Source organism: Aeromicrobium senzhongii (assembly GCF_014334735.1).
Lineage (GTDB): Bacteria > Actinomycetota > Actinomycetes > Propionibacteriales > Nocardioidaceae > Aeromicrobium > Aeromicrobium senzhongii.
The window spans coordinates 10,886-33,277 of record NZ_CP060587.1 but is presented as its reverse complement, the minus strand read 5'-3'; the positions used below and the strand labels follow the sequence as shown (position 1 = coordinate 33,277).

The following is a 22,392-nucleotide window of genomic DNA, read 5'->3' as shown; positions in this document are numbered from 1 at the left end:
CGCACAATGGACAGGTACGAAAGGAACGATTCGATGAGCAGCAACAACACCATCGTCGTCGGCGTCGACGAGACCCCCGCCGGAGCCTCCGCCCTGAAGTGGGCAGCCCGTGAGGCGGAGTTGCGTGACGCCGAACTGAAGATCGTTCACGTCTGGCAGATCGACGCCGCGGTCGCCATGGCCGGTGCAGAAGTGCCGTGGATGGCCTACGAGTCCGACGCCCGTTCGAACGCCGCCCGCTGGGTGACCGAGACCATCGGCGCCCAGGATCCGAGCGGTCGTCCCCGCCGCATCGACGTGGTCCAGGGCGCCCCCGGCCCGACCCTCGTCGAGGCCTCCCGCGCGGCCGACATGCTGGTGGTGGGGACTCGCGTCCACACCGGTATCAGCCGGGTCCTGTTCGGTTCGGTCAGCCACTACTGCCTGACGCACGCCCAGTGCGTGGTCGTGGCGGTGCCGACCGTCTCGACGGGCGACGTGCTGGACGTGGAGTCGGCCGACGAGCTGGTCGACCACTGAGGCGCGCCGGGACCCAGGTCCCGGCCGCTCCACCGTTGTGGTCGACGCGTCCCCCCGGCGTCGGCCCTCGCACGGGGCCTCATTCCCCCCTCGGAGGCCCCATCTCCCGCAGTCCCGGCGGCACTGTGCCGCCGGGACTACGTTGGTTCCATGATCGAGAGGGTCCGTGAGCACGCCGGATCGGTGATCTTCGCCCGAGTCGCGGGGCCTGAGGGCCCACGTCGCCGCGAGCGCATCCACGCCACCGAGGGCCCGAGGCGGTTCACCCCGGACGACCCCATCTGGCGGGTGCACAGCGACGCCTCGATGTTCGTCGGCGGCATCCGCGCGCTGCTGTTGCAGTCCCTGCACCCGCTGGCGATGGCCGGCGTGGACCAGCACTCGGGCTTCCGCGGCGACCCGTGGGGACGCCTGCAGCGGACCAGCGGCTTCCTCGCCGAGACGACGTTCGGCACCATCGAGCACGCCGACCGCTCGATCGGCGCGGTCCGACGGATTCACGAACGGGTCCGGGGGACCGCCGACGACGGTCGTCCGTACGCCGCGTCCGACCCGCACCTGCTGCGATGGGTGCACGTGGCCGAGGCCGACTCCTTCCTGCGGGCCCACGACCGGTACGGGTCCCGCCGCCTCTCGGCCACCGAGCGTGATCGCTACGTGGCCCAGTCCGCGGTGACCGCTCGACTGCTGGGTGCCACCGATCTGCCCGAGGACGTCGCCGCACTCGAGGAGGCCCTGCGCGCGTACCGTCCCGAGCTCCACAGCACGCCCGCCGCCCGCGAGGCGGCCCGCTTCATGCTGTTGCGCCCGCCAGTTCCGTGGGCGATCCGTCCGCCGTACGGCCTGCTCGCCGCCGCTGCCGTGGGCCTGTTGCCGCGGTGGGCACGCGTCCCGTTGCGCCTGCCATGGCTGCCGATCACGGAGGCGACCGCCGTCCGGGCGGGCGGCACCGTGGTCACCCGCGCGATCGGCTGGGCGATGTCGCCCCCCGAGCGCTCCACATGAGGTTCCCGCCGAATCGGGCAACAATGGGGGCGAACCCACCTCGATCCAAGGAGTGCCCCCGTGAAGAAGCTCGCGCTGTTGACCGCTGTCGGCGTCGGATACGTCCTCGGAACCCGTGCCGGCCGCGGCCGCTACGAACAGATCAAGCAGCAGGCCGAGAAGGTCTGGAACACCGAACCGGTCCAGGCGACCGCCCAGAAGGCGCAGGACACGGCGAAGACCACCGCCAGCGACGTGGGCCACCGCGCCGCCGAGACCGCCAAGGACGTCACCAGCACCGTGACCGAGAAGGTCAAGACCGCCGCCGACTTCTCGAAGGACGACGCGTCCTCGACCTCGTCCAGCCAGTCGGCCGCCGCGGCCGATGCCGATGCGGCCGCTCCCGCGTACAGCACCAGCAGCGAAGGCCTGCGCGCCGACGCCGCCGAGGCCGACGCCGCCGCCGCCTTCGACATCGACGAGGCGGGCTCGGACGACCTCGCCTCGCAGCCGTACCCGTTGGGCGCCGACGACACCGTCGACGGTTCTCGCCCCTGATGCACCTGCGGATCTTCACCGAGCCCCAACAGGGCGCGTCCTACGACGACCTGCTCGCCGTGGCGCAGGAGAGTGAGCGGCTCGGCTTCGACGCCTTCTTCCGCTCCGACCACTACCTCGCCATGGGTGGTGACGGGCTGCCCGGTCCGACCGACGCCTGGATCACGCTGGCCGGTCTGGCCCGCGAGACCTCGACGATCCGGCTCGGGACGCTCGTCACCAGCTCGACGTTCCGCCTGCCCGGGCCGCTGGCGGTCAGCGTGGCCGGCGTCGACCAGATGAGCGGTGGACGCGTCGAGTTGGGGCTCGGTGCGGGCTGGTTCGACGACGAGCACCGGGCGTACGGGATCCCGTTCCCCGCCACGCCCGAGCGCTTCGACCGTCTCGAGGAGCAGCTCGAGATCATCACGGGCCTGTGGGCCGACACCTCGGGTGCGTTCTCGTTCGAGGGAACGCACTTCCAGGTGCAGGACTCGCCGGCCCTGCCCAAGCCGGTCCAGGACCGCGTGCCGGTGATCATCGGCGGCAAGGGCAAGCGCCGCACGCCCGCCCTGGCGGCGCGGTTCGCCGACGAGTTCAACGTCCCGTTCGTCTCGGTCGACGAGACCCGCACCCTGTTCGAGCGGGTGCGCTCGGCGTGCGAGACGGCCGAGCGCGATCCCGACTCGCTCGTGTACTCCAACGCGCTCGTGCTGTGCGCCGGCGCGGACGAGGCGCAGATCGCGCGCCGGGCCGCCGCCATCGGCCGTGAGGTCGATGAGCTGCGCGAGAACGGCCTGGCCGGGACCCCGGCCGAGATCCTCGAGCGGATCGGGCAGTTCGCCGACGCCGGGACCGAGCGGATCTACCTGCAGGTGCTGGACCTGTCCGACCTGGACCACCTGCGGCTCGTGGCCGAGGAGATCCTGCCCCACGTCTGAGCCGCGAGGGTCACGGCCGGGTGACGTCGAGCCGGTCCCGCTCCATCTCGCGGGTCAGCGCCTCGAGGAACTCGATCAACGCGGGCCGCGCGCTCTCGGGCACGGCGGCGGCGATCTTCTTCATCCGGTCGTGCATGTCGGCCAGGTGGGCGTCCATCTGGCTGCGGGCCAGGTCGGTCGGCAGGAGGATCACCGACCGCCGGTCCGTCGGGTGCGGGGCCCGCGTCAGATGACCCGAGGCCACGAGCCGGTCGACCAGGGTCGTGACGGCCGCGGTGGAGATGCCGAGGTGATCGGCCAGCTTCCGCGGCGTCACGCCACCGGGCGACGCCCGGGGCGCGTCCGGAGTGTCCGGAGTGTCCGGAGTGTCCGGCTCCACGGCGCGCATGACGTGCCTGATCGACCGCAGGTCGGTCGGATTGACGTGCATGGCGGCGCTCAGCCGCGCCCGCATGTCACGGTCGGCCCGCACGAGGTGGCGTACCGCACGCAGCAAGGCGCGCTCGTCGTCGGTGTACTCGTGCGTCATCGGAGGGTTCTGGGGGTGGTGCGACGACACCTGCACAGACTACACTTTCTTTTAGAACTTGATATCTAGATTGCTTAGCAATAATCTGCAAGGGTCGTCGAGGAGGCGCCCATGGAGACCGTGCTGCACCAGAACTCGGCGAGCCCCGAGCCCGACCGGTTGCCCCCGGGCGACCCGCGGGACCTCGTCGTGCTCCTCGATGACGACCACCAGCCCCGCGGCACGGCCTCCCGATCGGCCGTCCACAGCCACTACACGCCGTTGCACCTGGCCTTCTCCTGCTACCTCTTCGACGCCGACGACCGGCTGCTGGTGACCCGCCGGTCCCTGACCAAGCGGTCCTGGCCGGGCGTGTGGACCAACTCCTTCTGCGGCCACCCGCGCCCACAGGAGTCGCTCCTGGACGCCGTGCGCCGCCATGGACGCAGCGAGCTCGGTGTGGACACCCACGACATCCGCCCGGTCCTGCCGGAGTTCTCCTACCGTGCCGTCGATGCGGCCGGAGTGGTCGAGAACGAGTTCTGCCCCGTCTTCGTCGCCCGCGCCGACGGCGCCGTCACGCCGCATCCCGACGAGGTCGCCGAGCTGGCGTGGATCACCGTCGATGACCTGCGCGACACGATCCGCGTCGCCCCGTGGGCGGTCAGCCCGTGGCTCGTCGCCCAGACCCGCGCGCTCGACGAGTCCGACGCGTGGCACCTGCTGCGCCCGGTCGGGACGGAGACCGCACCATGAGCCTGCAGGACGAGCTCGACGACCTGGTGAGTCCGGCCCAGGTCCCCGACCTGAGCCGCGACCACGGCGCCCTGATGGCCGCCGTCGAGGTCGGCACCTCGGGAGGCAAGCGCTTCCGGCCCTGGCTCGTGACGAGCGTGCACACCGCGTTCGCGGGCACCCAGCCCGAGTCCGTGGTCGACCGGGCCGCCGCCGCCACCGAGCTGTTGCACACCGCCTTCGTGGTCCACGACGACGTGATCGACAACGACGACACCCGCCGTGGGCGGCCCAGCGTCCCGGGTTGGTTCCGCGCCGACGCGATCGCGCTCGACACCGCGCCCGACGACCAGGACACCTACACCCGCGCCGGCGCGATCCTGGCCGGCGACCTCGCCCTGGCGGCGGCGATCCGCGCGGTCGCGACGTGCGGTGCCGACGCGCACACGACCGGGCGACTCCTCGACCTGCTGGACGACACGCTGCACGCGTCGGCGGCCGGCGAGCTGGCCGACGTCCGGCTGGCGCTCAGTCCGCGGATGCCCGATGCCCAGGAGGCCCTCGCCGTCGCCGAGCACAAGACGGCCGCCTACTCGTTCGTGCTGCCGATGCAGGCCGGGGCCGTGCTGGCCGGCGCCACCGACGACGACGTCGCGGCACTCGGCGAGATCGGTCGTTGCCTCGGCATCGCCTTCCAGCTGCGCGACGACGTCCGCGCGATCTTCGGCGACCCGATCGAGACCGGAAAAGACCGGCTGGGGGACCTACGCGAGGGCAAGCGCACCCCGTTGATGGTGCACGCCTCGCAGACCTCCTCGTGGCCGCGGATCGCCCCGCACCTGGGCGACCCGCACCTGACCGAGACCACCGCGGCCACCGTGCGCGAGCTGCTGGAGTCCTGCGGTTCGCGCGGACACATCGAGGAGCTGGCCGACCAGCACATCGAGATCGCCCGCGAGCAGTCCCGCTCGCTCGGGCTCGACGCGGCCCTGTTCGAGCCGCTCCTGACCCATGCGTGGAGCGACGTCCCGTCCACGCGGGCCGGTGCCGCATGAGCGCACCCTGGACCCACGACCGCGACCAGCAGCCCACGACCGGCTACGAGCTGTACGACGAGGTCGCCGAGAAGAGCGCCGCGCTGGTCATCAGGCGGTACTCGACCTCGTTCGGCATGGCCTCGCGCCTGCTGAACGGGCCCGTGCGCACCCGCGTGCGCAACATCTACGCGCTGGTCCGGGTCGCCGACGAGATCGTCGACGCGCCGCGCCCTCTCGGCGAGCCGGCCGACCAGCTGCGGCTGATCGACGCGCTGCAGGCCGAGGTCCACGAGTCCCTGCGCACGGGGCACAGCGCGAACCTCGTGGTGCACGCCTTCGCCCGCACCGCGCGGTCGTGCGGCATCGGTACCGATCTGGTCGATCCCTTCTTCGCCTCGATGCGCACCGACCTCTTCCGCGTGGAGCACGACGAGGCCAGCTTCGCGGCGTACGTCTACGGGTCGGCCGAGGTCGTCGGCCTGATGTGCCTGCGAGCCTTCCTCACCGGGCGCCCCGAGGCGGACCGCGAGTACGCCGCCCTCGCTCCGGGCGCCCGGCGGCTGGGCGCCGCGTTCCAGAAGGTCAACTTCCTGCGCGACCTCGCCGCCGACCGCGACCAGCTGGGACGCAGCTACTTCCCGGGCCTGGACCCCGACCGTTTCGACGAGGCCGCGCGCGACCGGTTCCTCGACGACATCGACGCCGACCTGGGGGCCGCGGCCGCGGTCATCCCGGCTCTTCCCGTCGGCAGTCGTCGTGCCGTCGCTGCGGCCCACGCGCTCTTCGCCGAGCTGTCCCACCGGCTGCGAGCCGCATCGCCCGAGCGCATCCGGACCGAGCGCATCCGCGTCCCCGGACCGGTGAAGGCGCGCATCGTGGCGCGAGCGGTGATGGTGGGCGCCGGATGAGCCGCGTCTCGGTCATCGGCGGCGGCATCTCGGGCCTGGCCACCGCCGCACTGCTGGCCGCCGACGGGTGGTCCGTGGACCTGTTCGAGCAGCGGACCGAGCTCGGGGGCCGCGCCGGCAGTTGGGCCAGTGGCGGCTTCCGGTTCGACACCGGTCCCTCCTGGTACCTGATGCCCGAGGTCTTCGACCACTTCTTCCGCCTGCTGGGCACGACGTCGGCCGAGCAGCTCGACCTCGTCCGGCTCGACCCCGGCTACCGGGTCTTCTTCGAGGGCCGTGACCAGCCCGTCGACGTGCGCGCCACCCGCGCCGAGAACGTCGCCCTGTTCGAGTCGCTCGAGCCCGGGGCGGGCGCCCGGCTCGAGGAGTACCTCGACTCGGGCAGCGACACGCACCAGATGGCGATCGACCACTTCCTCTACACGAGCTTCGACCGGCCGACGAACCTCGCGCACCCGGACGTGGTGCGACGCCTGCCGCGCCTCGCCGAGCTGCTGGGCCGCTCCCTGGAGTCGTTCGTCGGGTCGCGGTTCGCCGATCCGCGCCTGCGGCAGGTACTGGGGTACCCGGCCGTCTTCCTGGGCTCCTCGCCCTCGCGGACGCCGAGCATGTACCACCTGATGAGCTGGATGGACCTCGCCGACGGGGTCCGCTATCCCCAGGGCGGCTTCTCGACCATCATCGACGCGATCGCGGCCCTGGCCGTCTCGCGCGGGGTCCGCATCCACACCGGCGCGACGGTCGTCGGCATCGACACCGAGCGTGGCGACCGGCGGCGTCCGTCGCGGCGGCAGGCCCGCGTCACCGGCGTCACCGTACGGACGTCCGACGGCATCGAGCAGGTACCCGCCGACGTCGTCGTCGGCGCCAACGACCTGCACCACCTCGAGACCCGGCTGCTGCCCGAGCACCTGCGCACGTACCCCGAGTCGTGGTGGCAACGTCGCGATCCCGGACCGGGTGCCGTCCTGGCCTACCTCGGAGTGCAGGGTCGCCTGCCCGAGCTGGCGCACCACTCGATGTTCTTCACCAGCGACTGGGACCGGAACTTCGACGACGTCCTCGGCCGTCCCGGCCGCGTCCCCGACCCGGCGTCGTCCTACGTCTGCCGGCCCTCGGCCACCGACCCCTCCGTGGCTCCCGCGGGCGACGAGAACGTGTTCGTCCTGGTGCCCGTGCCCGCCGACGTCCGGCTCGGGCGGGGTGGGATCGACGGCGCCGGCGACCCCGCGGTCGAGAAGGTCGCGGACGCGGCGATCGGCCAGATCGCCCAGTGGGCCGGCGTGCCGGACCTCGCCGAGCGTGTCGTCGTCCGCCGCACGGTCGGGCCCCGGGACTTCGCCGACGACCTCAACGCCTGGTCCGGCGGCGCGCTCGGCCCGGCCCACGTGCTGCGCCAGAGCGCCTTCCTGCGCGCGAACAACGCCTCGCGTCGTGTCGACGGGCTGCTGTACGCCGGATCCAGCACGATCCCGGGCATCGGTCTGCCGATGTGCCTGATCAGTGCCGAGCTGGTGCTCAAGCGCCTGCGCGGCGACCGGTCCGCCGGACCCTCACCCGAACCCGGAATCGGCACTACGGTGGTCGCGTGAGCTGGCTCTACCTCGCCTCGGTGATCGGTGCGGGCTTCTGCATGGGTCTGGTCGACCACCGGTGGCGGCTCTTCGCGTTCCGCGGCCCGCGCGTCGCGCTCGCCGTCCTGGCCTCCGGCTTCGTCTTCTTCCTCGTCTGGGACCTCGTGGCCCTGGAGATCGGCGTCTACGGCAGGGGCGAGTCGCCCGCGATGACCGGCATCGAGCTCGCCCCGCACCTGCCGCTGGAGGAGCTGTTCTTCATCGTCTTCCTCTGTTACGTCACCGGCGTGCTGCACGGACTGTTCGGTCTCCTGCTGCGCCAGCGCGAGTCGGTGCGCCGATGACCTACCTGCAACTGGCGACCGTCTTCGTCGCGGTGACCCTGCCTGTCCTGGCCGTCGCGGTGTTCGTCCGTCGTCCGGATCGGCGCTGGTGGGCCGCGACCGGCCTGACCGCCCTGGTTCTGTGCGTGCTGACCGCCGTCTTCGACAGCATCATGATCGCTGCGGACCTGTTCCGTTTCGACGAGTCGTCCCTCATCGGCATCCACGTGGGACTCGCGCCGATCGAGGACTTCGCGTGGCCGATCGCGGCGACCGTCCTCGTGTCGGCGCTGACGCTGCTGCTCGACCGCGACGAGGCACGGGCGTGAGCCCTCTGGGACAGGTGCTGGCCTCGTCCCGTCCGCTGTCCTGGGTCAACACGGCGTTCCCGTTCGGTGCGGCCTACCTGCTGGCCGGGGGCGGGCCCGACGCCCTGTTCTGGCTGGGCTGCCTGTGGTTCCTGATCCCCTACAACCTGCTCATGTACGGAATCAACGACGTCTTCGACTACGAGTCCGACCTGCGCAACCCGCGCAAGGGCGGCGTCGAAGGTGTCGTCCTGGACCGCCGCGTCCACCGGCTCACCATCTGGGCCGCGGTGGTCTCGAACGTGCCGTTCGTCGTGCTGTTCGCCGCCGTCGGATCGGTCGCGTCCAATCTCGTCCTCACGATCAGCATCTTCGCCGTGGTGGCGTACTCGGCGCCGGTCCTGCGCTTCAAGGAGCGGCCCTTCCTGGACTCGATCACCTCCAGCACCCACTTCGTCAGCCCGGCGGTGTTCGGGCTGGCCCTGGCCGACGCCCGCGGTCACGAGGTCGAACTCGGTGTCACGGTCGTGGCCGCGCTCGTCGGCTTCTTCCTCTGGGGCGTCGGCTCCCACGCCTTCGGCGCCGTGCAGGACGTCACGGCCGATCGCGCGGCGGACATCGGCTCGATCGGCACGGTGCTGGGCGCCCGCAACACCACGTGGTTCGCGCTGGCGGCCTACCTGCTGGCGGGGGTGTGTCTGTTGGCGCTGCCGTGGCCCGCGACCCTGGCCGCGCTGCTGGTGCTGCCGTACGCCGCGAACATCGCTCCGTTCCTGTCGGTCACCGACGAGACGTGCGAGCAGGCGAATGCGGGCTGGCGCAGGTTCCTGTGGCTCAACTTCCTCACCGGCTTCCTGGTGACCCAGCTGCTGATCTGGATCAGCCTGCGCTGATCCGCCGGATCCGGTCCTGCCAACGCGTCCACGGGGGGCGGACGGCCCAGTTCAGCCGCAGCGTCGTGACGGCCCGCCCCATCCTGCGCCGCAACTGCGGCCAGCCGCGCAGGGACCGGGCCGACACCCCGACGCGCAGGCCGCGGTCGTAGCGGATCACCGACTCCGGTCCGAGGACGAAGGACAGGTCCATGTCGTCGTGGACGTCGTCGAGCCGGTGCACCTCGTCGCGGACCCGCTGCCAGCTGGTGCGCCGCACCGCCATGCTCGAGCCCCACAGGGGCACGTGCGCCAGCGCGAGGTAGGTCAGCACGAAGTAGGCACCCAGGTAGACGAGTGCGGCGGGAGGTCGCAGGACGGCGGGCAGGTCGTGAAACCGGCCGGGGCCCGTGACGGCGTCGACCCTGGGGTCGGACATGGCTCGCGCGATCTGGGCGACCCAGTCGGGCTCGGGGCGCGAGTCGGCGTCGAGGCGGGCGATGACGTCGCCGGTCGCGGCATCGTAGCCGCACGCCGCGGCGACGGGGATGCCGAGCCGGGGCTCGGTCACGACACGTGCTCCGTACGCGAGCGCCACCTCGACCGAGGCGTCGGTGCTGGCGTTGTCGACCACGACGACCTCGTCGGGCGCCACGGTCTGGCGGGCCAGCAGGCGCAGGCAGGCGCCGAGCTCGACGGCGTCGTCGTGGACCGGGATCACGACGGAGATACGAGGACGGGTCACTGCGGCTCCGCCATGTCGGTGCAGCTGACGATGAGCGCGGCGACCACCGCTCCGAGCGCTCCGGCGGCCAGGTCGCCGATCGTGTCGTCGTAGCCGACCTGGATGCGCTCGTCGAGGTACGTGTGACCCAGCCACTCGCCGAACTCCCAGAGCACGGCCAGGGTGACGGCGGCCGTGGCGGTCGTGACGAAGGCGCCGAGCGCGGGACGGCCGATCCGGGGATCGCGGTGCCGGGGCAGCGCGTCGGCGCGCACGAGCACCTGCCAGGTGATGACGGCGATGAGCCCGGTGGCGGTCGCATGGACCACGAGATCCAGGGCCGGGATGGCCACGTACCAGTCGAGCTGGGCCGCCCAGCCGCCGAGCAGCAGGGTGCCGCAGTACGCCAGGTCGAGCCACGGTGACGAGCCGATCGCCCGCGGAACGAACAGCGCTCCGAGGACGAGGAAGAACAGGGCGAAGCCGAGCCACCCGCCCTCGATCGTCGCCGCGACGAGGCTGATGACACCTGCCGCGCGCAGGACATCGGGGGCGGTCAACGGCATTCGGCCATCCTACTGAGCCGGTCGTGCACGGGCCGGGCGCGGCGGCCGTTCTGCGGTGAAATGACAGGAAACTACATGCGTGTAGTTTGTCCACACCTCTGTGCACACCTGGGGACAACGCCGTCGTCTGTCCACAGGTTCGTCCCCAGCCGTGAAGGAACCGGGGGAGGTCACCGTGTCGTGGGTGACCCCGGACTCGACGAGGGGACGTCGCTGATGATCACCGCGCCGCGCCGCGACGGTCTCGAGGTGACACCCGCGCAATGGGCCTGCTGAACCCGGCACGACGACATCGGGTGACCCGCCTGGCTGGCGGATCACCCGAGAGGTCGTGGATCGGTCGGTCAGCGACGCGTCGCGTCGGGGCCCTGGCCCGGATCGGGCGGCAGGACCTCGTCGCGCGTGACGTCCGTGCGCGTCTCGCGGTACTCGCCACCGGCGACCGCGGGGTCGGCGGCCGTCGTCGTCTCGCGCGTCTCGTACGTCTCGGTCACGTTGCCGTGCTTGTCGGTCGTGACGTCCGGGTCGATCTTGTCGGCCTGCGTCGAGTGGTGCTCGGCGTGCTGCTTGACCTCGGTGGCCTCGCCCTCGAGCTTGCCGGCTCGCTGCTCGAGCCGCTCGGCGTCCAGCCGGGCCTGCTCGGCGTCCGCGCGGGCAGCGGCGGCCTCGGCCTCCGTCTGGCGAGCGGTGACCGTGGCTTCATGGGCCTCGTCGCGCAGGCGTGCGGCCTCCTCGCGGTTCTCGCGCTCCTTCTCGAGCCGGCGCTGCTCCTTCGCCTGACGGCCCTTGGTGAGGGCCCAGACGAGGGCGGCGACCAGCAACACCGCCACGACGGCGATCAGTACCCAGACCCAGGTGTCGATGTTGTCCATGGGTTTTCTCCTCCACGGGCGCGGCTGCGTCGGTCGACACTGGAGCGCCGAGCCCTCCACCCTTGGTACCGCAGTGGGACCGATACCGCTCGTCGGAAGGTGACGGTTCGTGACGGCTGAGGCGGCTGAGACGCCCTGCGCCGGATCAGCCCCGCGATCGAAGGACTGGGGAAGGTGGTGGAGCCTAGGGGACTCGAACCCCTAACCCCCTGCTTGCAAAGCAGGTGCGCTACCAATTGCGCCAAGGCCCCTGGTGGGAGTGATCAGACCGTATCGCTGTGCGCGGCCCACGGATCGGGCTGTGCGGCGGACTTGCGGCGGCGGGAGAACCAGACGGCCCCGGCGACCGCGGCCGCGAGGGTGAGGAGCTTCTTCATGTCGATCCTCCTTCGGGTGGGCCTAGATGGACTTGAACCATCGACCTCTTCCTTATCAGGGAAGCGCTCTAACCGAGCTGAGCTATAGGCCCCGGGCAGCAATAGAAGAGATTACCGCAAGCCCCTGGGGGACTTCCAATCGGGTCCGCGCGTGCTGCGCGCGCGGACCCGATCGGCCGCCGTGGTCAGCGGCGTTCGCCGAACGTGACCTCGATTCCGCCCAGAATCCCGGCGGCGAGGTTGTACAGGTGAGCAGCGATCGTGGCCAGGGCGGACATGAAGATCACGTTGAGGCTCGAGACCAACAGCGTCAGGCCCACGACCCGGCCGAAGCCGAGGTAGTCGGTGACGTCGAAGCCCGAGGCGTCGTCGGCGAGCACGTTGGAGACGCTGTCGTTCAGCGAGCCCCACACGCCGGTGATCTGCATGACGAGCCAGAACACCGTCACCGCGACGACGCTGACGACCATCAGGGACACCGAGACGACGAACGCCATCTTGGTGACGCTCCAGGGGTCGACGTGCTTGACCTTGAGCTGGGCCGAGCGGGTCGTGGCCGACTCCGCGGCCGGGGCCGACGACGTGGTCGAGGACGTACTCGGCGTGCTCTTGGCAGCAGGCTTGCTCGGCGCGGCCGGCGCCGTCTTCGTCACCGGAGCGGGCTTCGGCTCGCCCGGGCGGGGGACCACGGGAGCCGGGGCCTTCGGCGCGGGAGCGGTGGGCGCGCTCGCGGCCGCAGCTGCGGCACCGGCGGCCGCGGCAGGGGCGGCCGGCTTCTTGGACTCGGTCGGCCGGGCCTTCGGCTGCTGCTTCGGGGCGGACTGGTCCGCCTTCTGCTGCGGCTTGGGCGCCGGCTTCTTCTCCGGTGCCTCACGCGGGACGGCCTTGAACGTCTGTGTGGGACGGTCGTCTCCGGTCGGTGGCGCCTTGGCGTCACCGGGGGCCGGCTGGTCGTCACGCACCGCCGGGATCACCGCCGTGACGTCGGGGGCCGCCTTCGTCGTGCGGGCGTACTCGGCCTTGCTCAATGGACGGCGTGCCGAGACCGTCGGACCCGTGCCGTTCGACTTGGCCTTGGGCTGCACACCGTTGGACTTCGCACCGTTCGGCTGAGTGCCGTTCTGTGGCGTGCCGTTCTGCTGGCCGTCGCCGGGCTTCTGGTCAGTCACTGTCGTCCCCACTCGTGTTCGACTCCTCGGCCGGCTCCGCGGCGTCCTCGACGGTCAGATCGGTGTTGCGCGCGATGGTCACGACCCGATCGTTCCCCTTGAACTTCACGAAACTCACTCCCATCGTGCCACGTCCCTTCACAGGAACACCGGACACGAGGCTTCGCGTGATCTGGCCGTGCTCGGTCACGCTGATGACGTCATCGTCGTCACGCAGGACCAATCCACCCACCAGCTCCCCACGGGACTCGGTGATCTGCATGGCCTTGATGCCCAGACCGCCACGTCCCTGGACGCGGTACTCGTCGATGCGCGTCTTCTTGGCGAAGCCGCCGTCGGTGACGGTGAAGACGTAGAGCTGCTGGCTCTCGTCGTCCTTGCCCTCCTCGTCGGCGCCCGCCTTGATGACGGTCATCGACAGCAGCGAGTCGTCGTCGCGGAACTTCATGCCCGTGACGCCGGACGTCGCGCGGCCCATCGGACGCAGCTGCTCGTCGTCGGCCCGGAAGCGGATCGACTGCGCCTTGCGGCTGATCAGCAGGATGTCGTCCTCGGGCGAGACCAGCTCGGCACCGACCAGCTCGTCGTCCTCGTCGCGGAAGTTGATCGCGATGACGCCGGCCTGGCGCGGGCTGTTGTAGTCCGTGAGGCGGGTCTTCTTGACCAGGCCGCGCTTGGTGGCGAGCACCAGGTACGGCGCCTGCTCGTAGTCGCGGATGGCCAGGACCTGGGCGATCTCCTCGTCCGGCTGGAACGCCAGCAGGCCGGCGACGTGGCCGCCGCGGGCGTCACGGCCGCCCTCGGGCAGGTGGTACGCCTTGGCACGGTAGACCCGGCCGGCCGTGGTGAAGAACAGGATCCAGTGGTGGGCCGTCGTGGAGAACACGTGCTCGACGACGTCCTCGCCGCGCAGCGAGGCCCCGCGCACGCCCTTGCCGCCACGGTTCTGGACCCGGTACAGATCGGTCTTGGTGCGCTTGGCGTAGCCGCCCTTGGTGATCGTGACGACCAGGTCCTCGTCGGGGATGAGGTCCTCGTCGGACAGGTCGCCGTCGGCGGCGATGATCTTGGTGCGTCGGTCGTCGCCATACTTGTCGACGATGACGGCCAGTTCCTCGCCGACGATCTCGCGCTGGCGGGCCTCGCTGGCCAGGATCAGCTTGTAGGCGGCGATCTCCTGCTCGATGGCGGCGAGGTCGTCGATGATCTTCTGGCGCTCGAGGGCGGCCAGACGACGCAACTGCATGTCGAGGATGGCGGTGGCCTGGAGCTCGTCGATGTCGAGCAGCTCCATCAGACCCTGGCGCGCCTCGTCGACGGTGGGGCTGCGCCGGATCAGCGCGATGACGTCGTCGAGCAGGTCGAGGGCCTTGACCAGGCCGCGCAGGATGTGGGCGCGCTCCTCGGCCTTGCGCAGGCGGTACTCGGTGCGGCGCCGGATGACGCTGATCTGGTGGGTGATCCAGTGCGAGATGAACCCGTCGAGGGTCAACGTGCGCGGCACGTCATCGACGATCGCCAGCATGTTCGCGCTGAAGTTCGTCTGCAGGTCGGTGTGCTTGTAGAGGTTGTTCAGCACGACCCGCGCCACGGCGTCGCGGCGGATCTCGATGACGATGCGGCGGCCGGCGCGATCGCTGGACTCGTCGCGCAGGTCGCTGATGCCCTGGACCCGGCCGCTCTGGGCGAGGTCGGCGATCTTGCGCATCAGGCCGTCCGGGTTCACCTGGTAGGGCAGCTCGGTGACGACGAGCTGCATCCGTCCCTTGGTGTCCTCCTCGATGCTGACCACGGCGCGCATCGGGACCGAGCCGCGACCCGTGCGGTACATGTCCTCGATGCCGCTGGTGCCGACGATCAGGCCGTCAGTCGGGAAGTCGGGGCCCTTGATGCGCTCCAGCAGGGCCTCGAGGAGCTCCTCGCGGGAGGCCTCGGGGTGCTCGAGCGCCCACTGGACGCCCTCGGCGACCTCGCGCAGGTTGTGCGGCGGGATGTTCGTGGCCATGCCGACCGCGATGCCGGCCGAGCCGTTGACCAGCAGGTTCGGGATGCGCGCCGGCAGGACGGTCGGCTCCTGCGAGCGGCCGTCGTAGTTGGCCTTGAAGTCGACGGTCTCCTCGTCGATGTCCTTGACCATCTCCATGGCGATCGGCGCGAGCTTGCACTCGGTGTACCGCATGGCGGCCGCGGGATCGTCGCCCGGCGAGCCGAAGTTGCCCTGGCCGCTGATCATCGGCGCCCGCATCACCCACGGCTGCGCGAGACGCACGAGGGTGTCGTAGATCGCCGAGTCGCCGTGCGGGTGGTACTGACCCATGACGTCACCGACGATGCGGCTGCACTTGTTGAAACCGCGGTCGGGGCGGTAGCCACCGTCGTACATCGCGTACAGGACGCGGCGGTGCACCGGCTTGAGGCCGTCGCGCACGTCGGGCAGCGCGCGAGAGACGATGACGCTCATCGCGTAGTCGATGTACGACCGCTGCATCTCGTCCTGCAGCTCGACCGGTTCGGTGCGGTCGGTTTCGATCGGGGAGTCGGTCACTTCTGTGTCCTTCGTTCCGTGGCCTGGCTATTGCGGCTCGCTGTGCTCACCGTGCTGCCGGACCACCGGTGGTCCATGGGGTCAGATGTCGAGGAAGCGGACGTCCTTGGCGTTCCGCTGGATGAACGAGCGCCGCTGATCGACGTCCTCGCCCATGAGGATGGTGAAGATCTCGTCGGCGGCGGCCGCGTCGGCCAGCGTGACCTGGCGCAGCAGTCGGCCGTCGGGGTCCATCGTGGTCTCCCACAGCTCGCTGGCGTTCATCTCGCCGAGGCCCTTGTAGCGCTGGACCGGGGCCGTGTTGGGCAGCCGGTAGCCGGCGTCGAGGCCGGCCGCCATGACGGCGTCGCGCTCGGAGTCGGAGTAGGCCAGCTCGTGATGGTGGTTGGTCCACTTGATCTTGTACAGCGGCGGCTGCGCCAGGTACACGTGACCGGCGTCGATGAGCGGCTTCATGAACCGGAACAGCAGCGTCAGCAGCAAGGTGGTGATGTGCTGGCCGTCGACGTCGGCGTCGGCCATCAGCACGATCTTGTGATAGCGCAGCTTGGCGATGTCGAAGTCCTCGTGGACGCCGGTGCCGAGCGCGCTGATGATCGCCTGGACCTCGGCGTTCTGCAGGATCTTGTCGATCCGGGCCTTCTCGACGTTGAGGATCTTGCCGCGCAGCGGCAGGATCGCCTGCGTCGCGGGGTTGCGTCCGTTGCGCGCCGAGCCGCCGGCCGAGTTGCCCTCGACCACGAAGATCTCGCACTCCTCCGGGTTGCGGCTGGAGCAGTCGATCAGCTTGCCGGGCAGGCCGCCGCCGGAGCCGAAGCCCTTGCGGTTGCGGGCCAGGTCGCGGGCCTTGCGGGCGGCGACGCGCGCCGCGGCGGCGTCGATCGACTTGCGGACGATCGTCTTGCCCTCAGCGGGGTTGCGCTCGAACCAGGCACCCAGCTCGTCGTTGAGGACCTGCTGGACGAAGCCCTTGGCCTCGGTGTTGCCGAGCTTGGTCTTCGTCTGGCCCTCGAACTGCGGCTCGGCCAGCTTGATCGAGATGATCGCGGTCAGGCCCTCGCGGATGTCGTCGCCAGTGAGGCGGTCTTCCTTGCGCTTGATGAGGTTGTTGGTCTCGGCGAAGCGGTTGACCGTGGTGGTCAGCGCCGCGCGGAAGCCCTCCTCGTGCGTGCCGCCCTCGTGGGTGTTGATCGTGTTGGCGAACGTGTGCACCGACTCGCTGAAGCTGTCGTTCCACTGCATCGCCAGCTCGAGCGACAGGCCGTTGGCCTCGTCATCGCGCTCGAGGCTGATGACGTCGCGGTGGATCGGGGCCTTGCTGCCGACGTTGATGTAGTTCACGTAGTCGACCAGGCCGCCGTCGTAGCGGAAGGTGACCTCGCGCTCGACGTCGTCGATGACGCCCGTCTCGGCATCGTCCTCGAGGTGGCGCTCGTCGCGCAGCGTCAACTGCAGGCCCTTGTTCAGGAACGCCATCTCGCGGAAGCGCGTCTTGAGGGTCTCGTAGTCGTAGGTCGTGGTCTCGAAGATGGTGTCCGAGGCGTAGAAGGTGGTGGTGGTGCCCGTCTCGTCGGTCTCCTCCTCGCGCACGAGCGGCCCGTCCGGGACGCCGTACGTGAAGGACTGCGTCCAGCGGTGGCCGTCGCGCTTGACCTCGACGTACAGCTTGGACGACAGGGCGTTCACGACCGAGACGCCGACGCCGTGCAGACCACCGGAGACCTTGTAGCCGCCGCCGCCGAACTTGCCGCCGGCGTGCAGCGAGGTGAGCACCAGGGTGACCGCGGGGATCTTCTCCTCGGGGTGCTCGTCGACCGGGATGCCACGGCCGTCATCGACGACCTTGACGCCGCCGTCGGCCTGCAGGACCACCAAGATCTCGGTGGCGTAACCGGCGAGGGCCTCGTCGACGGAGTTGTCGACGACCTCGTACACGAGGTGGTGCAGACCGCGCTCACCCGTGGAGCCGATGTACATGCCCGGTCGCTTGCGGACCGCCTCGAGCCCCTCCAGGACCTGGATGTTGCTCGCGTCGTACGTGCTGGGTGTCTCGGGCGCCTGGGTCACCTATCCAGTATACGGGGCCATTCTGTTCGTCTCACGACACGACACCTTTTGTGGAGGCTCCGATGTTCATCCACAGATGCCGCTGAACGGCTCATAACGGCCTCTGGGAGTCACGACCAGGGGGCCGACCAAGGCACCCATCGTCCGGACCCCTCCGCGCGGGCCTCACGGACCGCTGGTCGTTCCGGCCGGGCTCAGACCGGGACGTTGAACCCCAGCAGGGCCGCGGACCGGCCGTCGGCGGAGAGCTCCAGCGTCGTCACCGCGACATTGCGCACCTTCGGCATGACGCTGCGATACCGGTTCGGATCGATGCCCACGAGCGTGCAGAGCACGAGCCGCAACAGGGTCGAGTGCATCACGACGAGGGCCGGCGCCTCGGACTGCGACGCCAGCGCACGCAGCTCGGGCAGCGCCCGCTCGACGGCGGCCCGGCCGGGCTCACCCTCCGGTAGCGGCGACTCGGCGGGTCGCTCGAGGAACCGAGCCAGGTCGTCGGGGAACCGCTCGGCCATCTCGGCGCGGGTCAGCCCTTCGCCGCGACCGAAGTCGACCTCGCGCAGCGCCGGGCGGACCTGCAGCTCGAGGCCCAGGGCCTCGGCCGCGGGCGTCGCCGTCACGACCGCACGGCTCAGGTCCGAGCTGTGCACCGTGAGCGGCCCGTGCGCCGCGGCCCAGGCGCCGAGATCGCGCGCCTGCTCCATCCCGCGCTCGGTCAGTCCCACGTCGGAGGAGCCGGCGTACCGGTTCTCGGCGTGCCAGACCGTCTCGCCGTGCCGGGCCAGGTGGATCACGGAGGTCATGCCAGCCATCCTCGGGCACGCCACGCATCGGCCAGGCGGCCGTGCACCTGCAACAGCCGCTCGGACGACTCCCGACGCGGCTCGACGACCGACGCGACACCGGACATACCGCGCACGAGGGCGGTCCAGTCGGCCTCGGTCTCGGCGCCCACGATCGACGATGCCGCCAGGATCGCGGCACCGACCGCGGGCTCGGCCGAGCGGGGGATCGTCACGGGGCGCTGGAGCATGTCGGCGCGGAGCTGGTTCCACAGGTCGCTGCGCGTGCCCCCGCCCGAGGTGCTGTAGCGGCCGTCGACCGAGCCGCCGGCGGCGGCCAGCACGTCGATGCAGGTGCGCTCGAGCGCGGCCACGCCGACGATGACCGACAGGTACGCGTCGGCCCCGAAGCCGAGGACGGACAGGTCGCGCTCGACACCGTCGACCAGCGCGAACCCGCCGGCGTCCGGGCGCACGAACGGGAACCGCTCGCCGGTGCCGGTCAGCGGGTAGGCCGGCACGACGGAGGCGCCGTCGTCCCACAGGCGTTGGGCCTGGATCGTCAGGCCCGGTAGATCGGCGCCCGGGAGCAGCGCGCCCAACGCGCCCGCGCCGACGCTCGACGCACCACCGGGCAACCACCGACCCGGCACGGGCGAGCGGTGGGAGTACACGGCGCCGCCGTCGTCCTTCAGCGGTGTCGAGGTGACGCCCTTGAGCACGAGGGTCGTGCCGATGACGCAGTGCCAGTCGCCGTCGCCGATCGCGCCGGCGCCCAGCTGCGAGGCGCAGCCGTCGGTCATGCCGCCGACCACCGGGGTGCCGGCCGGGATGCCGGTCCGCTCGGCCCAGTCCGCCGCGACCGTTCCCAGCGGGGCACCGGGAGCCACCACGTCGGGCAGAGTGCCCGGGTCGACCCCGAGACCGCCCAGGACGTCGGTGGGCCACGCCAGCTCGAGCAGGTCGTACCCGCTCTTGAGCGCGCTGCTCCAGTCCGTGGCGACCGGGCCGCCGCACATCGCGGCCGCGACGACGTCGGGCTGGTGGGCGAAGCGATGTCCCGCGGGCAGCCCGCCACGGGCCGCGTGCACGATCGTCGCGACGCCCCAGCTGGGCTGGATGCGGTAGCCGAGCCGGTCCCAGCGAGCGGGATCGGCGGCGGCGACCTCGGCCGCCTCGGCCGCGGCGCGGGCGTCGTCGTACATGATCGCCGGACCTGCGGGACGACCCGCCGCGTCGACCTCGATCACCGTGCCGGACGTGCCGCACAGCGAGACCGCCGCGATGGCGGCGCGTTGGTCGGGGTCGAGCCGGCCGACAGCCTCGGCGGTCGCGGCGGCCGTCGCCGCGAGCCACTCGTGCGGGTCCTGCTCGTGGCGGACTCCGTCCCGGGTGCTGGTCAGCGGACGCGCCGCCTCGGCCAGGACCGTTCCGTCGAGGCCGACGGCGAGGACCTTGACGCTCTGGGTGCCGAGGTCCACGCCGATGCTCACGGGGTTCACGTTGCTCATGCCGTCCATCTCTGTCGTGCTTCACGGACGTCCGCCAAGTAGGCGGCGTATCCGGCTTCGAACCGGTCGCGCAGGTCGTCCTGCGGGGTGATCACCTGTCGGTCTTCCGCCCAGGCGTCCTCGTCGACGGGTGTGCCCAGGGCCGCCCAGGCCACGGCCGCCGCTCCGCGCGCGCCGACGAACGGCTCGTACGGGACGTGCAGCGCCTGCCCGGTGGCGTCGGCGATCAGTTGGGCGAAGGCCGGTGTCCCGAGCCCGCCGCCGCATCCCGAGAGCTCACCGTCGAGGCCGGCGGCCTCGAGGCAGTGCCGCGCGGCGTAGGCCACGGACTCGCACATGGCTCGCACCAGGTCGGCCGGGCCGTGCGCCAGCGTCATGCCGAGGATCTGTCCGGTGGCCCGCGGCTCCACGAAGGGGGCGCGCTCACCGGCGCCCGAGACGAACGGCAGGGCGCGGATCCCCGACGCACCCGGTGCCGACTGCTCGAGCAACCCTTGCAGGTCGGCCGTGCCGGCACCCACCAGCGAGAGGGCGTGCGCGATCGCCGCGGTGCCCGCCATCGACGGCATCGTCCGCAGGAACAGGTCGGGGTCGGGCGTGCACAGCCACATCCCGGCCGGCTCGCTGTCGGGATCGATCGTCGCGTCGCGGGTCAGCGCCTCGCAGCTGAGCGTCGTGCCCACCACGACGGTGCCCTGCCCGGGCCGCCGCGCGCCGGCGCCGATGCCGCACGTCATGACGTCGTACGGACCGGCCGTCACGGGCAGGCCCTCGGGCAGCCCGAGCAACTGCGCGCCCGTGGCGTCCAGGGCGAAGACCGCCCGGGGCGCGGCGGGCTCGGGCAGCAGGCGACGCCACGACTCCACGCCGCACGCCACGAGGGCCTCCTCGACGTACCGGCGGGTGCGGACGTCGAGGAAGGGCAGCGACGCGTCCGACGCGTCGACGGAGACGACCCCCGTCAACCGCTGCAGCACGGCATCGATGCAGTAGCCGGCGACGGCGGAGCGCTCCAGCACCTCGGGCTCGTGCTCGGCGAGGTGGGCCAGCAGCGCCGCATGCGATCCGGGGAAGACGCCCGACCCGGTGAGGGCGTGCACGCGGTCGAGCACGCCCTCACTGCGCCAGCGCGCCACGCGGTCCGCTGCGCGGCCGTCCATCCAGGAGATGGCGCGCCGCGTGGGGCGACCGTGCTCGTCGCGGAGCCACAGGCCGTCACCCTGACCGGTCAGCGCGATCGCGTCGATCGGCTCGTCCGTGCCGTCCATGACGGTGCGGACGACGGTGACCACCGAGGCCACGACGTCGTCGAGGTCCTGTTCCACCACGCCACCGGGCCCACGCAGGAGCTCCGACGGGCGGCTCGCCGATCGCACGCTGCGACCGTCGCGGGCGATCAGCGCGGCCTTCGTGACCGACGTGCCGATGTCGACGCCGAGGATCATCCCCGGAGCACCTCCGGGTTGCACACGTGGCGCAGCTCGCCGCCGCCCAGGTACGCGGCGACCTCGCCGGCGATGATCGACGCGGCGCGCTCGGCCGTCTCGCGCGTGGCACCGGCGAGGTGCGGCGAGAGCACGACGTTCGGCGCGGACAGCAGCGGCCAGTCGGCCGGCGGCGGCTCGATGTCGTAGACGTCCAGGCCGAGGGCGCGCAGATGACCGGACTCGAGCAGCTCGGGCAACGGCGCATAGTCGAGCAGACCACCGCGGGCGGTGTTGATCAGGACCGCACCGGGACGCATCGCGCGCAGGCGCGTCTCGTCGAGGATGTGCCGCGTCTCGTCGGTCAGGCGGGCGTGCAGGCTGACGATCCCGCTGCGGGCGATCAGCTCGTCGAGCTCGACCAGCTCGACGCCGCCGGTGGGCGCGGCGTACGGGTCGTACGCGATGACGGTGGCGCCGAAGGCCTGCAGGATGCGCGCGACGATCGAGCTGATGGCACCCAGGCCGATCAGGCCGACGGTCTCACCGGCGAGCTCTCCGCCGGCCTCCTCCCAGGAGTAGTAGTCGCCGCGCCACGTGCCGCGGGCCAGCTCGCCGTGGGCGGCCGGGATGCGACGACTGGCAGCCAGGATCAGCCCGATGGTGAACTCGGCGGCTGCCTGAGCGTTGCGGCCCGGCGCGTTGACGACGATCACGCCGGCACGGGTCGCAGCCTCGAGATCGACGTTCACGGGTCCACCCCTGCTGACACCGATGAGCTTGAGCTCGGGCGACGCCTCGATGATCGAGCGCGAGAACGGCGCGAGCTGGGTGACGGCGATCTCGACCCCGCGGAGCGCCTCGATCATGCCGTCGACCGTGCCCGACGCCTCGTCGACGTTCTCGACGGGACCGAAGGGCTCGTGCGGCCACTCCGAGCACGTCGACCGGAAGTCCAGCGGGACTGCGTCACCGACCGCGGCACGGATGGCGTCGGAGAACAGTTCCGGGCGAACGAAGCGGTCGCCGGCCGAGAGGATCGTGGTCAATGGGTTCACCTTTTCCGAGGGCGGCGCGCACGCCCCGCCGAGATAACAAGATTGTTGTTA

General features: G+C 71.2%; 22 protein-coding genes and 2 tRNA genes. 11 read left to right on the top strand and 13 right to left on the bottom strand.

Going from position 1 to position 22,392, the window contains the following annotated elements; genetic code table 11:
- The first annotated feature begins 33 nt into the window (after positions 1-33).
- The 4 genes from H9L21_RS00170 to H9L21_RS00155 all read left to right on the top strand — a co-directional run bounded on the left by H9L21_RS00170 (position 34) and on the right by H9L21_RS00155 (position 2,981).
- Positions 34-519 carry a universal stress protein gene (locus H9L21_RS00170; RefSeq protein WP_187411634.1) on the top strand — a complete coding sequence of 162 codons (486 nt, stop codon included), beginning with the start codon at positions 34-36 and terminating at the stop codon, positions 517-519.
- 150 nt (positions 520-669) lie between these two features.
- Complete coding sequence (locus H9L21_RS00165; RefSeq protein ID WP_154597253.1) at positions 670-1,524, top strand: oxygenase MpaB family protein; 855 nt, start codon at positions 670-672, stop codon at positions 1,522-1,524.
- A gap of 60 nt (positions 1,525-1,584) precedes the next feature.
- On the top strand, positions 1,585-2,061 hold the full coding sequence (locus H9L21_RS15325; RefSeq protein ID WP_154597254.1) for a hypothetical protein: 477 nt from the start codon (positions 1,585-1,587) through the stop codon (positions 2,059-2,061).
- Positions 2,061-2,981: an LLM class F420-dependent oxidoreductase gene (locus H9L21_RS00155; RefSeq protein WP_154597255.1), complete on the top strand. Its 921-nt coding sequence runs from the start codon at positions 2,061-2,063 to the stop codon at positions 2,979-2,981. The genes H9L21_RS15325 and H9L21_RS00155 overlap by 1 nt, the downstream gene beginning before the upstream one ends.
- Before the next feature lie 10 nt (positions 2,982-2,991).
- Here H9L21_RS00155 and H9L21_RS00150 read toward each other — a convergent pair whose 3' ends face one another.
- Complete coding sequence (locus tag H9L21_RS00150; RefSeq protein WP_154597256.1) at positions 2,992-3,510, bottom strand: MarR family winged helix-turn-helix transcriptional regulator; 519 nt, start codon at positions 3,508-3,510, stop codon at positions 2,992-2,994.
- Positions 3,511-3,621: 111 nt separating this feature from the next.
- Between H9L21_RS00150 and idi the strand changes: the two genes are divergently transcribed.
- The 7 genes from idi to H9L21_RS00115 are packed head-to-tail and all read left to right on the top strand — an operon-like array spanning position 3,622 to position 9,267.
- Positions 3,622-4,245: an isopentenyl-diphosphate Delta-isomerase gene (idi, locus tag H9L21_RS00145; protein WP_154597257.1), complete on the top strand. Its 624-nt coding sequence runs from the start codon at positions 3,622-3,624 to the stop codon at positions 4,243-4,245.
- Entirely contained in the window at positions 4,242-5,279 is a 1,038-nt protein-coding gene (locus H9L21_RS00140; protein WP_154597258.1) for a polyprenyl synthetase family protein, read from the top strand. Before idi ends, H9L21_RS00140 begins: the two co-directional genes overlap by 4 nt.
- Positions 5,276-6,169 carry a phytoene/squalene synthase family protein gene (locus tag H9L21_RS00135; RefSeq protein WP_154597259.1) on the top strand — a complete coding sequence of 298 codons (894 nt, stop codon included), beginning with the start codon at positions 5,276-5,278 and terminating at the stop codon, positions 6,167-6,169. The genes H9L21_RS00140 and H9L21_RS00135 overlap by 4 nt, the downstream gene beginning before the upstream one ends.
- On the top strand, positions 6,166-7,761 hold the full coding sequence (gene crtI, locus H9L21_RS00130) for a phytoene desaturase family protein (protein WP_154597260.1): 1,596 nt from the start codon (positions 6,166-6,168) through the stop codon (positions 7,759-7,761). Before H9L21_RS00135 ends, crtI begins: the two co-directional genes overlap by 4 nt.
- Entirely contained in the window at positions 7,758-8,087 is a 330-nt protein-coding gene (locus tag H9L21_RS00125; RefSeq protein WP_187411633.1) for a lycopene cyclase domain-containing protein, read from the top strand. Before crtI ends, H9L21_RS00125 begins: the two co-directional genes overlap by 4 nt.
- The gene (locus H9L21_RS00120; RefSeq protein ID WP_154597261.1) at positions 8,084-8,395 is read left to right on the top strand and encodes a lycopene cyclase domain-containing protein; all 312 of its coding nucleotides are present in this window, start codon (positions 8,084-8,086) and stop codon (positions 8,393-8,395) included. Before H9L21_RS00125 ends, H9L21_RS00120 begins: the two co-directional genes overlap by 4 nt.
- Positions 8,392-9,267, top strand: a complete 876-nt coding sequence (locus H9L21_RS00115) for a prenyltransferase (RefSeq protein ID WP_187411632.1) — start codon at positions 8,392-8,394, stop codon at positions 9,265-9,267. The genes H9L21_RS00120 and H9L21_RS00115 overlap by 4 nt, the downstream gene beginning before the upstream one ends.
- Here the strand turns inward: H9L21_RS00115 and H9L21_RS00110 are convergent.
- The 12 genes from H9L21_RS00110 to H9L21_RS00055 form a co-directional block, all read right to left on the bottom strand.
- On the bottom strand, positions 9,254-9,991 hold the full coding sequence (locus tag H9L21_RS00110) for a glycosyltransferase family 2 protein (protein ID WP_222865807.1): 738 nt from the start codon (positions 9,989-9,991) through the stop codon (positions 9,254-9,256). The two genes, H9L21_RS00115 and H9L21_RS00110, sit on opposite strands and share 14 nt — an antisense overlap.
- Positions 9,988-10,536, bottom strand: a complete 549-nt coding sequence (locus tag H9L21_RS00105) for a DUF2238 domain-containing protein (RefSeq protein WP_154597262.1) — start codon at positions 10,534-10,536, stop codon at positions 9,988-9,990. Before H9L21_RS00105 ends, H9L21_RS00110 begins: the two co-directional genes overlap by 4 nt.
- Before the next feature lie 344 nt (positions 10,537-10,880).
- On the bottom strand, positions 10,881-11,408 hold the full coding sequence (locus tag H9L21_RS00100; protein WP_154597263.1) for a hypothetical protein: 528 nt from the start codon (positions 11,406-11,408) through the stop codon (positions 10,881-10,883).
- Positions 11,409-11,583: 175 nt separating this feature from the next.
- A tRNA-Ala gene (locus H9L21_RS00095) sits at positions 11,584-11,659 on the bottom strand.
- 143 nt (positions 11,660-11,802) lie between these two features.
- Positions 11,803-11,877: transfer RNA gene (locus H9L21_RS00090), tRNA-Ile, on the bottom strand.
- 93 nt (positions 11,878-11,970) lie between these two features.
- Positions 11,971-12,954, bottom strand: a complete 984-nt coding sequence (locus tag H9L21_RS15375) for a DUF3566 domain-containing protein (protein ID WP_255467102.1) — start codon at positions 12,952-12,954, stop codon at positions 11,971-11,973.
- Entirely contained in the window at positions 12,947-15,442 is a 2,496-nt protein-coding gene (gene gyrA, locus H9L21_RS00080) for a DNA gyrase subunit A (RefSeq protein ID WP_230081716.1), read from the bottom strand. The genes H9L21_RS15375 and gyrA overlap by 8 nt, the downstream gene beginning before the upstream one ends.
- 138 nt (positions 15,443-15,580) lie before the next feature.
- A complete protein-coding gene (gene gyrB, locus H9L21_RS00075; RefSeq protein ID WP_187411630.1) occupies positions 15,581-17,566 on the bottom strand; it encodes a DNA topoisomerase (ATP-hydrolyzing) subunit B in 1,986 nt (661 codons plus the stop codon).
- Positions 17,567-17,760: 194 nt separating this feature from the next.
- On the bottom strand, positions 17,761-18,369 hold the full coding sequence (locus H9L21_RS00070; RefSeq protein WP_154597264.1) for a histidine phosphatase family protein: 609 nt from the start codon (positions 18,367-18,369) through the stop codon (positions 17,761-17,763).
- Entirely contained in the window at positions 18,366-19,859 is a 1,494-nt protein-coding gene (locus H9L21_RS00065; protein WP_187411629.1) for an FGGY-family carbohydrate kinase, read from the bottom strand. The genes H9L21_RS00070 and H9L21_RS00065 overlap by 4 nt, the downstream gene beginning before the upstream one ends.
- Complete coding sequence (locus H9L21_RS00060) at positions 19,856-21,304, bottom strand: FGGY family carbohydrate kinase (RefSeq protein WP_154597266.1); 1,449 nt, start codon at positions 21,302-21,304, stop codon at positions 19,856-19,858. The genes H9L21_RS00065 and H9L21_RS00060 overlap by 4 nt, the downstream gene beginning before the upstream one ends.
- Complete coding sequence (locus H9L21_RS00055; protein ID WP_222865806.1) at positions 21,301-22,341, bottom strand: 2-hydroxyacid dehydrogenase; 1,041 nt, start codon at positions 22,339-22,341, stop codon at positions 21,301-21,303. Before H9L21_RS00055 ends, H9L21_RS00060 begins: the two co-directional genes overlap by 4 nt.
- Positions 22,342-22,392 lie beyond the last annotated feature (51 nt).